The sequence below is a fragment of the Shewanella sp. 10N.286.54.B9 genome, from assembly GCF_041468565.1.
In the GTDB taxonomy this organism is placed as follows: domain Bacteria; phylum Pseudomonadota; class Gammaproteobacteria; order Enterobacterales; family Shewanellaceae; genus Shewanella.
In genome coordinates, this window is sequence record NZ_JBFRIY010000018.1 from 115,411 (window position 1) to 128,521 (window position 13,111).

The 13,111-nt window shown below is 42.4% G+C and carries 9 protein-coding genes; 3 read left to right on the forward strand and 6 right to left on the reverse strand.

Annotated elements, in window-relative coordinates; all coding sequences use genetic code 11:
* Nucleotides 1–136: 136 nt before the first annotated feature.
* Nucleotides 137–1,717 (reverse strand): isocitrate lyase, encoded by a 1,581-nt coding sequence (locus tag AB4135_RS06770; protein WP_371991436.1) that lies wholly within the window; start codon nucleotides 1,715–1,717, stop codon nucleotides 137–139.
* A gap of 110 nt (nucleotides 1,718–1,827) precedes the next feature.
* On the opposite strand from AB4135_RS06770, the gene AB4135_RS06775 reads away from it, so the two are divergent.
* Both AB4135_RS06775 and AB4135_RS06780 read left to right on the forward strand, forming a co-directional pair.
* On the forward strand, nucleotides 1,828–2,778 hold the full coding sequence (locus AB4135_RS06775) for a LysR family transcriptional regulator (protein ID WP_371991438.1): 951 nt from the start codon (nucleotides 1,828–1,830) through the stop codon (nucleotides 2,776–2,778).
* 205 nt (nucleotides 2,779–2,983) lie between these two features.
* Nucleotides 2,984–5,164, forward strand: a complete 2,181-nt coding sequence (locus tag AB4135_RS06780; RefSeq protein ID WP_371991440.1) for a malate synthase G — start codon at nucleotides 2,984–2,986, stop codon at nucleotides 5,162–5,164.
* A gap of 90 nt (nucleotides 5,165–5,254) precedes the next feature.
* Here the strand turns inward: AB4135_RS06780 and adhE are convergent, their stop codons facing one another.
* Nucleotides 5,255–7,870 carry a bifunctional acetaldehyde-CoA/alcohol dehydrogenase gene (gene adhE, locus AB4135_RS06785; RefSeq protein WP_371991442.1) on the reverse strand — a complete coding sequence of 872 codons (2,616 nt, stop codon included), beginning with the start codon at nucleotides 7,868–7,870 and terminating at the stop codon, nucleotides 5,255–5,257.
* A 329-nt stretch (nucleotides 7,871–8,199) separates the two neighbouring features.
* Here adhE and AB4135_RS06790 point away from each other — a divergent pair, with 329 nt between their 5' ends.
* Entirely contained in the window at nucleotides 8,200–8,832 is a 633-nt protein-coding gene (locus tag AB4135_RS06790) for a YchE family NAAT transporter (protein ID WP_371991444.1), read from the forward strand.
* Nucleotides 8,833–8,910: 78 nt separating this feature from the next.
* Here the strand turns inward: AB4135_RS06790 and AB4135_RS06795 are convergent, their stop codons facing one another.
* The 4 genes from AB4135_RS06795 to efp all read right to left on the reverse strand — a co-directional run bounded on the left by AB4135_RS06795 (nucleotide 8,911) and on the right by efp (nucleotide 13,080).
* Nucleotides 8,911–10,245 (reverse strand): anti-phage deoxyguanosine triphosphatase, encoded by a 1,335-nt coding sequence (locus tag AB4135_RS06795; protein WP_371991446.1) that lies wholly within the window; start codon nucleotides 10,243–10,245, stop codon nucleotides 8,911–8,913.
* 19 nt (nucleotides 10,246–10,264) lie between these two features.
* Nucleotides 10,265–10,852, reverse strand: a complete 588-nt coding sequence (yfbR, locus tag AB4135_RS06800) for a 5'-deoxynucleotidase (RefSeq protein WP_371991448.1) — start codon at nucleotides 10,850–10,852, stop codon at nucleotides 10,265–10,267.
* A gap of 114 nt (nucleotides 10,853–10,966) precedes the next feature.
* Nucleotides 10,967–12,181, reverse strand: coding sequence for a pyridoxal phosphate-dependent aminotransferase (locus AB4135_RS06805; RefSeq protein ID WP_371991450.1), 1,215 nt, complete (start codon nucleotides 12,179–12,181; stop codon nucleotides 10,967–10,969).
* Nucleotides 12,182–12,519: 338 nt separating this feature from the next.
* Nucleotides 12,520–13,080 (reverse strand): elongation factor P, encoded by a 561-nt coding sequence (gene efp, locus AB4135_RS06810; protein ID WP_371991452.1) that lies wholly within the window; start codon nucleotides 13,078–13,080, stop codon nucleotides 12,520–12,522.
* Nucleotides 13,081–13,111 lie beyond the last annotated feature (31 nt).

Consider the following 13,111-nt stretch of genomic DNA (forward strand, 5'->3'; position numbering starts at 1 on the left):
GTTAAGCGCTTTATCAAAACTAGTGGTTCGTTAGATAAATAAAAAGGCCTACATATATAATGCAGGCCTTTTAGAGTTAGCTCACTTTGGGGCTAAGTCCACTTCAAAAACTTAGCAAGCCCAAAGACGACAGAGACTAAAATTGGTTCATGGTGTTGTCTTTACCTGATGCTTTCAGTGCTTGGTCACCAGAGAAGTACTCTTTGTGATCGTCACCCATGTCTGAACCAGCCATGTTCTGGTGTTTAACACACGCGATGCCTTGACGGATCTCTTTACGTTGAACATTAGCCACGTAACCCAGCATACCTTGGTCACCGAAGTACTCTTTAGCCAAGTTATCAGTAGATAGCGCAGCTGTGTGGTAAGTAGGTAATGTAATCAGGTGATGGAAAATACCCGCTTCACGTGCAGCATCTGCTTGGAAGGTTCTAATTTTCTCATCAGCTTGAACCGCAAGTTCTGTTGCATCGTAATCAACACTCATTAGTTGGTCACGGTTGTAAGCTGAGACATCTTGTCCTGCCTCTTGCATTGAATCGAATACTTGCTGACGGAAGTTTAGTGTCCAGTTAAATGAAGGCGAGTTGTTATAAACAAGTTTGGCATTTGGAATGGTTTTACGGATCTCATTAACCATGCCGCCAATCTGAGAAACATGTGGTTTTTCAGTCTCAATCCAAAGTAGATCCGCGCCATTTTGTAGCGATGTAATACAATCAAGAACACAACGCTCTTCACCTGTACCAGCACGGAACTTAAACAGACCATTTGGCAGGCGTGAAGGCTTCACTAGTTGACCATTTTGCTGGAACACCACATCACCGTTGGCAAGGTTTGCTGCATCGATAGCTTCTACTTCTAGGAATGAATTGTATTGGTCACCTAAATCGCCAGCTTCGTTAGTTACGGCAATTTTTTGTGTAAGACCGGCGCCTAATGAGTCGGTACGCGCAACGATTACGCCATCATCAATACCGAGCTCTAAAAATGCATAACGGACAGCGTTAATCTTTGCTAAGAATTCAACGTGCGGTACGGTCACTTTACCGTCTTGGTGACCACACTGTTTAACGTCAGATACTTGGTTTTCAAGCTGAATACAGCAAGCTCCGGCTTCAATCATCTGCTTCGCCATTAGGTAAGTCGCTTCTTCGTTACCAAAACCGGCATCAATATCAGCAATGATTGGTACTACGTGAGTCTCGAAGTTATCTATTTTTGCTTGAATTGCGGGCTTGTCTGCAGCGCTAGCTGTATCTAGCTGGCGAAATAAGCCGCCAAGTTCTCGAGCGTCTGCTTGACGAAGGAAGGTGTATAACTCTTTAATCAGCGAGGCTACAGAAGTCTTCTCGTGCATAGATTGGTCAGGAAGGGGACCAAACTCACTGCGAAGTGCTGCAACCATCCAGCCTGAAAGATATAAGTATCGACGTTTAGTGGTAAGCAGGTGCTTTTTAATCGAAATCATTTTTTGCTGACCAATAAAGCCATGCCAGCAACCAAGAGACTGGGTGTACTGCGATGAGTCTTTATCGTAGTTATCCATATCTTCGCGCATAATCTTTGCAGTATATTTAGCGATGTCTAACCCTGTTTTGAAACGATTCTGTAGTCGCATACGGGCTACTGATTCTGGGTTGATTGCATTCCATGCACTACCTTCTGCATTAATCAAGGTAGCGGCTTCATCGATGTTATTTCTGTAGTTTGTCATGTGTATATTCCTTTAACAATATGATTAGCGGCGATTGATTACGTTGAAAATATTAGTTAGATTTGGTTAAATAAGTCTAATTTATAGTTTTTATTCTCGGTATTTATTTTATGAATATATCTCGTATTGACCTGAATTTGTTAGTTTATTTAGATGTACTGTTACGTGAACGAAATGTTACAAAGGCAGCGGATCAGCTTGGGATCAGCCAGCCAGCCATGAGTAATGGTTTAAAAAGATTGCGGACATTGTTTGATGATCCCTTGTTGATAAGGACTAGCCAAGGGATGACGCCCACCGAAAGGGCGCAAGAGTTACAGCCAACAATAAGCGAATTAATTATTGGGTTAGAAAAAGCAGTACAGCCACGAGCCAAATTCAATGCTGCTGAAAGCGAACAAGTGTTCCGTGTAATGGCAAGTGATTATGCTGAAGCGACGCTAATTCCACCGCTTATTGCAAAACTTCGTACTGAAGCGCCAAATGTAATTTTAGACATCATGACCCCAAGTGATGTGAGTTTCCCTGATGTAGAACAAGGAAGAGTCGATATGGTTATTAACCGTTTTGACAGTATTCCACAATCGTTCCACCAAAAAGTACTCTGGAGTGATGACTTTAGCTGTTTGATTAGTAAGACTAATCCTGTATTAGAAAAGTTCTCACTCGATAGTTACCTTGAAGCAAAACATGTTTGGGTCAGTAAAACAGGGATGGGAGTCGGGGTAGGTATGGACCCGGCTGACGTGCAACGTTTAGGCTGGGTTGATGAAGCATTAACTCGCATCGGTGTACAAAGGCGAATTACCGTATTTACCCGACATTACCAAGCAGCGTGTTTGTTGGCAGAGCAACAAGATTTGATCGCAACCATACCAAGTAAAATGGCAAGACAGCATGAACATAACGACAGGGTTAGCATCGTTGCTCCGCCTTTCATTATTCAACCTATAGCACTAACCATGGCCTGGAGCCCGCTGCTACAACACAATCCAGCTCATAAGTGGATGCGACAGCTCATTACCCAAACGGCGGATAGCTTTAGTCGCGGCAAAGTGTAAGTTGAACAATTTGTACCAAAGTGATGTTTTTTTACACCAAAAAGCCACCAGTCATAAGCGTGGTGAATATCGAGCATTGCTGTTATAAATTAGATAAATGAAGCTTGCTTGATATAGGCTAAAGAATATAACGCCAATTAGGTGTAGTTAGTAAGTGGACTCGAGTGTTCAGTCGGACTTTGCAAAGGATTAAGAGGGACAACAAATGACTAAGTATATTCAAATTGGTGGCTTAAAGGTTGCTTCAGAGTTAGCGGAGCTGGTCGAAGAAGAGATTTGCCCTGGTATTGGGTTCTCCGCTGAAACCGTATGGACAAAGTTTGAAGAGCTTGTCGCTGAATTTGCGCCTATTAACCACAAATTGTTGCAAAAGAGAGAGCAACTACAACTTCAACTTGATGAATGGCATCTTGGTCATAAGGGTCAAGACTTTAACTTAGCGGCGTACAAAATTTTCTTAACCGATATCGGTTACCTAGTTCCTGAAAGAGAAGCTTTCTCTATTAGTACCGAAAACGTTGATACTGAAATTACCGAGCAAGCAGGCCCACAACTCGTGGTGCCCGTTAAAAATGCCCGTTTTGCTCTAAACGCTGCAAATGCGCGTTGGGGTAGTTTGTATGACGCGTTATACGGTACTGACGCGATTTCAGAGTCAAACGATGCAGAGCTAAGCAAAACTTACAACCCCCAGCGCGGCGCTAAAGTGATTGCGTTTGCGAAGCAGCACCTAGATACGGCAGCACCATTAACTCAAGGCTCTCATGCTGATGTAACCGCATATTGGGTTGAAGGTGATCAATTAAAGATATCCCTTGAAAATGGATTAGCAACGCAACTTGTTAACCCCGAACGTTTTGTGGGTTATATGGGGGCGGCTAAAACACCTAAAGCTATTTTGCTTAAGAATAACGGTCTTCATATTGAGATCCAAATTGATGCTGGGAGTCTAATTGGTAAAGGTGATAAGGCAGGAGTTAGCGATCTTCTCGTTGAGGCCGCTGTGACCACTATTATGGATTGTGAGGACTCTGTAGCGGCCGTTGATGCCGAAGATAAAGTCGAGATCTATCGTAATTGGCTTGGACTAATGCAAGGTAACTTAACCGCAACGTTAGCTAAGAACGGCAAAGAAATTGTTAGAGAGCTTAATGACGACAGAAATTATAAAGCGCCAAATGGTCAACACTTTGTGTTACCGGGTCGTAGCTTATTATTTGTGCGTAATGTTGGTCATTTAATGACAATCAATGCCGTATTAGATAAGCAGGGCAAAGAGGTACCTGAAGGGCTGTTAGATGGCATGTTTACCGTGCTTGCCGCGCTACATGATATTAAAGGTCATAATAACAAGCGTAGTAACAGCCGTAAGGGCTCGATAAACATCGTAAAGCCTAAGATGCATGGGCCTGAAGAGGTTAAGTTCACTTGTGATTTGTTCACTAGTATTGAAGATGCGTTAAAGCTTGCCCGAAACACGATAAAAGTCGGCATTATGGATGAAGAGCGCCGTACTACAGTCAATTTAAAAGAGTGTATTCGTGAAGCCTCTGAAAGAGTGGTATTTATTAATACAGGATTCTTAGATCGAACCGGTGACGAGATCCATACCTCGATGCAAGCAGGTCCATTTGTTGCTAAATCGACAATGAAACAGCAAAAATGGATTGCAGCTTATGAAGATTGGAATGTTGATATTGGTTTAGAATGCGGTCTGCAAGGACGTTCACAAATTGGTAAAGGTATGTGGCCTATGCCTGATGAAATGGCTGCAATGCTTGAGCAAAAGGTTGGCCATCCGCAGGCTGGCGCCAATACTGCTTGGGTTCCATCTCCTAATGGCGCGGTTTTACATTCGACGCATTATCATAAAATTAATGTAGAAGATGTGCAGAATGAACTGAAAAATCGTGATAGAGCGAGTTTAGATGATCTACTCACCATCCCACTAATGCCTAATCCATCAAAGCTATCTGCAGAGTTAAAGGCTTTTGAATTGGAGAATAATGCACAAGGCATATTGGGGTATGTCGTACGTTGGATTGATCAAGGTGTAGGTTGCTCCAAGGTACCCGATATTAATAATGTAGGATTGATGGAAGATAGGGCAACGCTAAGGATCTCTTCTCAACATTTAGCCAATTGGCTTACACACGGAATATGCACTGAAGAAGAGGTCATGACCGCGCTTAAAAAGATGGCTGCGATTGTTGATGAGCAGAACAAGGGTGATAGTAGCTACATTAATATGTCTCCTAGTTTCGATGGCATCGCATTTAAAGCGGCTTGTGATCTTGTCTTTAAAGGAACCACGCAGCCTTCTGGGTACACTGAGCCTTTATTACATGCTTATCGCATTAAAGCTAAAGCTTTAGCGCATCATTAAGCTAAAATAAAAAGCCTTAACAGCGAGCTGTTAAGGCTTTTCTATGAAAACAAAATATCTGTGTTTTACTTATACCAATCAGTATAAGAATTATTCATCGCTGTAGTCAGTGCCATAATAGCTTGCAAGTAAAACCTGCTTTAGCTCGCTAATCAATGGGTAACGAGGGTTAGCTCCGGTGCACTGATCATCAAATGCATCTTCGGCGAGTTCGTCTAGTTTTGCGATGAAGTCGGCTTCGTTGACGCCTGCTGCTTGGATTGAGCTTGGAATGCCAATCTTCTCCTTGATGACATCAATTTCTTTAAGTAGAGCCTCGACTTTTTCTTCATCTGTAACGCCTTCACCGATGGTGCCTTCAAGTTTTAAGTACTCAGCTATTTTTGCATAGCGACATAATGCTTTAGGTCTATCGTACTGACTAAAAGCCGCCTGCTTAGTCGGCATGTCAGTTGCGTTGAAACGAATAACATTACTAATAAGCAGTGCGTTAGCTAGACCGTGTGCTAAGTGGAACTCTGCACCTAGCTTATGTGCCATAGAGTGACAAATACCGAGAAATGCGTTGGCAAATGCGATACCCGCAATTGTTGCGCCGTTATGTACTTTCTCGCGGGCTAATGGGGCATTGGCGCCATGCTCGTAAGAATCTGGTAGATGGGTGAATAGCAGATCGAGTGCTTGTAATGCTTGGCCGTCACTGTACTCGTTTGCCATTACACTCACATAGGCTTCTAATGCGTGAGTTATTGCATCAATACCACCGAAAGCGGTTAGTGATTTTGGCATATCCATCACTAAATTCGGGTCAACAATTGCCATATTCGGCGTCAATTCATAATCTGCGATAGGGTACTTCATACCCGTTTTTTCATCTGTGACCACTGCAAAAGGCGTGACTTCTGATCCAGTACCTGATGTGGTGGGTATCGCAACCATCTTGGCTTTTTTCCCCAACTTAGGGAACTTGTAGATACGTTTACGAATATCCATAAAGCGTAAAGCAAGGTCGGCAAAATCGACATCTGGATGTTCGTACATAACCCATATAATTTTTGCTGCATCCATTGGTGAACCGCCACCTAACGCGATGATGACATCTGGCTGAAAGCTATGGGCTACTTTAGCGCCTTGCTCAACGATTTGCATCGTTGGATCAGCTTCAACATCATAAAATACTTCGGTTTCTAACCCTTGGATCTTGAGGATTTTTATTGTCTCATCACAGTAGCCATTGTTGAACAGGTACTTGTCGGTGACGATAAGCGCACGTTTCTTGTCTGATAGCTCTTCTAAAGCAATGGGCAAACTACCACGACGGAAGTAGATAGATGATGGAAGTTTATGCCACAACATATTCTCAGCCCTTTTAGCGACCATTTTTTTGTTAATAAGATGACTTGGCCCAACGTTTTCTGAAATAGAATTTCCGCCCCAAGAACCGCAACCGAGTGTTAAAGAGGGAGCGAGTTTGAAGTTATAAAGATCGCCGATACCACCTTGTGATGCGGGCGTATTTATTAGAATTCGTGCGGTTTTCATTCTAAAGCCAAATGTTTTTACACGTTCAACTTGAGTATCTTGATCCGTATACAAGCCAGATGTATGACCAATACCACCAAGAGTCACTAATGCTTCAGCTTTATCCATTGCATCTTCAAAATTATCAGCGCGATACATGGCTAAGAGTGGCGATAGTTTTTCATGGGCAAAGGCTTCTGCTTGGTCGATATTACTGACTTCGCCAATTAGCACCTTAGTACTGTGATGAACCTCTATGCCAGCCATTTTCGCGATGGTAGCAGCGCTTTGGCCAACGATATCAGCGTTCAAACCACCATTTTTAAGGATTACGTCTTGCATTGCAGCCGTTTCAGCAGCGTTCAGTACATAACCTCCATGGCTGGCGAAACGTTCTTTGACGACATCATAGATCTCATCAACAATGACAACGGCTTGTTCTGACGCACAAACCACACCATTATCAAAGGTTTTTGACATTAATATAGAACTAACAGCACGCTTTATGTCAGCCGTTTCATCAATGACTATCGGCGTGTTTCCAGCACCAACACCAATAGCCGGTTTTCCTGAAGAGTAGGCGGCTTTGACCATGCCTGGACCACCAGTAGCCAAAATAAGGTTGATATCCGCATGGGTCATTAATTGATTTGAAAGTGCGACAGAAGGCTCATCAATCCAGCCAATAATATCTTTCGGCGCACCAGCAGCGACAGCGGCTTCTAGCACTATTCTAGCTGCGGTTGTGGTAGAGTTTTTAGCTCTTGGATGCGGTGAAAAAATAATGCCGTTACGGGTCTTTAAGCTAATTAAGGCTTTAAATATTGCTGTGGATGTTGGATTAGTGGTTGGCACGATACCGCAGATCAGGCCAACTGGCTCAGCAATGGTGATGGTACCAAAGGTAGGATCTTCAGATAAGATCCCACAGGTTTTTTCATCCTTGTATTTGTTGTAGATATACTCTGAGGCGAAATGATTTTTAATGACTTTGTCTTCAAGTACGCCCATTCGGGTTTCAGTAGCAGCCATTTTGGCTAGCGAGATCCGGGCATCTGCTGCAGCAAGTGCAGCAGCTCTGAAGATCACATCGACCTGTTCTTGGCTATAATCGGCAAATTGTCGCTGAGCTTCAACGACTCTGCTTACCAGATTATTGAGTTCCTGTTCATTGGTAACTGTCATAGTGTGTATCCTAAAAAAATTTAGCAAAATTGGATTTTGCTAACCTTTCTCACAACTAGAATTGAATCCATGGAGAAAAATTACACTCAAATGGCCTTGTTCACTGTGATCAACTCCGCAAAAATGTTGCTATCTGTAATAAAATAACTATCTTAGCAACAAGGTGTTACATTTATGTAAACATCAGCTTTAAAAATCGATTAATAAAATTTATTCAAAGTTGTGATTTCGGTTAGAAAATCTCATTTTTGGATTTTGGATAGTTGCGTTAGAGTAGCGCAACTTTTTTATTACCAATATAGACGCGCTAAGGCGCAGAGGACAAGACGTTGGATTTAACTCTTTATGTAAAGTTTTTCTTAGGGTTAATTGCGATCATCAATCCATTTGGACTGCTGCCGGTGTTTGTAAGTTTAACTAGCCACCAAACTGAAGTTGAACGTAATCAAACCGGTAAAATCGCAAATTTTGCGGTTGTTGTGATCTTGCTAGTCACTATTTTTGCTGGCCAACATATATTAAATCTGTTCAGTATCTCTCTATCTGCCTTTAGGATAGCCGGCGGCTCACTTATTTGTATTATTGCTATGTCGATGTTGCAAGGTAAATTAGGTGAGGTTAAGCGCAACAAAGAGGAAGACCGTGAAGCATCTGGAATGGAATCGGTTGCGGTCGTGCCGTTAGCGCTGCCGTTGATGGCAGGTCCAGGCGCCATTAGTTCGGTAATTGTTTTTGCAGCTGAGCACAATAGCTTTGAGAACCTGATTGGCATGTCTATTACGGTGATCCTGTTTGGTTTGTTAAGTTTCTCACTGTTTAGAATGGCGCCGCTAATTTTTAAGGTGCTGGGTAACACAGGCATTAACGTCATTACTCGTCTTATGGGCTTGTTGATGCTTTCGATTGGCATCGAGGTTATTGGCGCCGGAATTAAAGGTCTATTTCCTGGTGTGATGGCTTAGCTGGCTCTAATTAAATAAGAAAAGCACCGTTAGGTGCCTTTTTTGTATATACCTGCTCGGTTTAAGAAGGTTAACTCACTAAAGTTCTCGATTTAACTCAATCATTGATCCTGATTTGGGGCTGAACAGGTGTTGATGCAGCCTAGCTGCAAACTCATCTGTCATCCCTGAGATATAATCCGCTATGACGCGGTGACAGTTAAGCCCTTTTTGCTGTGCTTCTTTCCAGCGCTCTTGAGTATTTGTCGGCAGTAATCGCTCTGGATCAGAGATAAACGCTTCAAACAATTCCATGACTATTTGTTGGCCTTTATATTCAAGCATCTGTATTTCGGGTTTTCGAATAACGTATTGATAAACAAATTGCTTAAGGACCTCTAATGCCTCATCAAAGTCGCTCTCAAGTGCCGCATTATATCTAAGTAAAGGCTCATTGAATTCTAAGTTTTCAACAATGGAAATAGCGGTTACAAAACCATTCACTAGGGTACCTATGGCATCTTTTCTTAAATGATGTTTACTAGAGAACAGTCTTTCACCTATTGTCGTGAACTCGTTTTTTATCCAATTATCTTGGCTCAGTTTTAGCTTGCTCTCTACATCATTAGTCCACTGCTCTCGGGTAACGATCCCCATAACAATCGCGTCTTCTAGATCATGAACCGCATACGCAATATCATCTGCCAGTTCCATAATTGAACAGTCAAAAGATTTATATTGGGTTCTGCGATGGACGGACCCAACGACAAGCTGATGAGAAAGAAACAATGCTTTATCTGCTGCCGATAATGGCGCTAATACCCAATCTAAGATCTCTAGGTCATCATCAAACAATCCTTTAACAGGAGGCCATTGAGAGGGTTTTAACTGTCTAAAGTGACTGACTTCCTTTTGTGCAAGGCTCCGATTCAGTAGGCTGTAGGGAGCAGGATACTTGAGTACACCGAGTAGTGTACGTCGGCAGAGATTCATACCATAATATTCAGTATAAGGTTCGATTCTGGTTAAGATCCTAAACGTCTGCCCGTTGCCTTCAAAACCACCATGACCGCGCATCATATAGTTAAGTGCAACTTCACCACCATGACCAAAGGGCGGATGGCCAATATCGTGAGCTAGGCACAAAGATTCTATCAAGCTCATGGAATCAAGTAATGCATCTTGTTGTGGGTGTTTTTGTTTTAGCTGAGCACGGATCCCTGTGCCAATCTGGCTCACTTCTAGCGAATGAGTCAATCGAGTGCGATAGAAGTCGTTAAGGCCGACACCAAGCACCTGTGTCTTAGCTTGCAACCGCCTAAAGGCCGCTGAGTGCAGTATGCGAGCACGATCTCGTTGATAGGGACTACGATGATCGTTGCGTCTGTGTTTGTCTTCAATTAAACGTCTCTCATGCCAAGGGGTAATATCCATGCGCCTTCCTTTGTCAGACTTATAGCAACTTATTGATATCATCTAAATCGAGTGTGAAGCTTGGGATGAAACATTCAATGAAATAGTTTACGGCTGGATTAGGATCATTTTTAAGACTCTGCTCTAATCGCTTCTGCGCGGTATTAAATTCAGTATTACCAGCCCGACGCTCTTCTAAGCATTTTAAATATGCACAAAGTGTGTCAGCTGACTTTACTAATGTCTTATATTGGCTGTCAGCATACTCACTGGTTAACAGTGCCTGATAGTCTTCTTTAAATTCTTCGGGCACCATCTCCAGTAAACGATGCTCTGCAATCGCTTCTATTTTTTTGTACTCCGCTTCTATCTCTTTATTAAAATATTTGACTGGAGTTGGCAGATCACCGGTAAGTATTTCGCTCGCATCATGAAAGATAGCAATCGTTGCTGCCTGGGTAGGGTCATAATTGCCATCAAATTTTTTGTTGCTAATGATTGCAAGGGAATGCGCTACCATAGCGACTTGAAGCGAGTGTTCTTGAACGTTTTCTGTTCTAACGTTGTACATAAGTGGCCAGCGTTGAATTAATTTCATTCTAGCTAAGTGGGCAAATAAATGGCTCATTAGTTTCCTTACATCATGTGAGAGCTTATTGAGATTATCACAATCACTTCAATAAAAAACGACCCTAAGGTCGTTTTATCGATAAAAGTAGTTCTCTCCTAGAAACGAAAAAATTTATTGTTTATATCCATCGAGGAACTCACCAAACTCACCCAGTGCTTTGGCTAATTCATCTTTATAAGGTAAGAAGACAACGCGTAAGTGATCAGGTTCAGGCCAGTTGAATGCAGTACCTTGAACTAAAAGAATCTTTTTCTCTTTTAGCAAATCGAGCACTAAACGCTCATCATCGCGTAAATTGAATTTCTTTTGATCCAGTTTTGCGAAAGCATAAAGGGCACCTTTAGGTTTTACCACGCTTATGCCTGGGATCTGATTCAGCATCTCTACACAGGTGTCTCGTTGTTCTCGCAGGCGTCCACCAGGTTGTACTAACTCTTGGATACTTTGATAGCCACCAAGCGCGGTTTGTATTGCATGTTGATTTGGTACGTTGGCACACAAGCGCATTGATGCCAACATGTCTAAACCTTCAATGTAGCTTTTTGCTGACTTTAAATTTCCTGTTAGCATCATCCAGCCAACTCGAAAGCCTGCAGCTCGGTATACTTTTGAAAGACCATTAAAAGTCACTGTTAATATGTCAGTTGACAGGCTTGCTGACGGAATATGCTCGGCGTCGTCATATACGATTTTATCGTAGATCTCATCACTGAATAGAATCATGTCATTTTGCCTGCACAATTCGATGACTTCTAGGATCAGTTCTTTTGAATATACGGCTCCGGTGGGATTATTCGGGTTTATCAGCACAATCCCTCGCGTACGCGGAGTAATTTTACTTTTAATATCATCGATATCTGGAAACCAATCTGACTCTTCATCACAGCGATAGTGTTGTGCCTTACCACCTGACAAATGGACTGCAGCGGTCCATAGCGGGTAATCTGGTGAGGGGATAAGCACTTCATCATCACTGTTTAATAAGCCTTGCATCGCCATAACAATCAGCTCAGATACACCGTTGCCGATATAGATATCTTCAATATCGACTCCGAATATGCCTTGGGATTGATAATGCTGAACGATCGCCTTTCTGGCTGAAAAGAGTCCTTTGGATTCACAATATCCCTGAGCACTTGGTAGGTTTAAAATGACATCGCGAACTATCTCTTCAGGGGCTTCAAATCCAAAGGGGGCTGGGTTACCAATATTGAGCTTTAAGATCCGGTGACCTTCATCCTCTAATCTTCTCGCTTCTTTATGCACTGGGCCACGAATATCGTAGCAGACAGAGTCCAATTTATTGGATTTGATAATGGGGCGCATCAATACCTCGAAAATGCTTTTAAAATGAGTCTATTGTCTTAACGACATCATGGAATGAACAATAACTAAAATGATTCTACAAAGATAGTGTTAAATAAGGCTGCTGTTAGCTGTTTGCACTACTGGGGGTGTTATTTTCGTACGGTATTGGAGGATAATTCTGTGGCTGTGCTCCTGGGGGAGTGTTATGTATTGCTTAGGCGTCTGTTCGCCGATTATCTTAATTAACCTTACAGTGTCAAAAATGCGTAAATGAATACAATTTATATTTGTGTAGGCCGTAATCTAGACAATAAAAAGCCAACCTCGCGGTTGGCTTAGATGAAACGCGTTTAAGCTTAGACGCGTTTCTTAAATTCGTTTGTGCGAGTATCGATTTCGATCATATCGCCAGTTTTAACGAAATCTGCAACACTTAATGTGCTTCCGCCAGCAATAGTAGCAGGCTTCATGACTTTACCTGACGTATCACCACGTGCTGAAGGCTCAGTGTAGGTCACTTCGCGGGTAACGATAATCGGTAACTCTACAGAAATCGCTTTCTCTTCGTAGAAAGTCACCTGGCAAACATCTTCCATACCATCAGTAATGTAGGCTGCAGCATCACCTAAGTTTTCAGCTTCAACATCATACTGATTGTATTCTTCATCCATAAATACGTACATAGGATCAGCAAAGTATGAATATGTACAATCAAGGCGATCTAGCACGATAACGTCTAGCTTATCTTCACCCTTGAATGATGTTTCAGTTGTAGAGTCAAGCAATACGTTCTTTAGCTTTAACTTTACCACTGCAGCGTTACGGCCTGAGCGACTTGTTTCAGTCTTTAGGACAACCCATGGGTTGCCATCTAACATGATCACGTTACCAGGACGGACTTCATGAGCAGTTTTCATTACACAATTTCCTATTTTAGGTTTTTTCTAT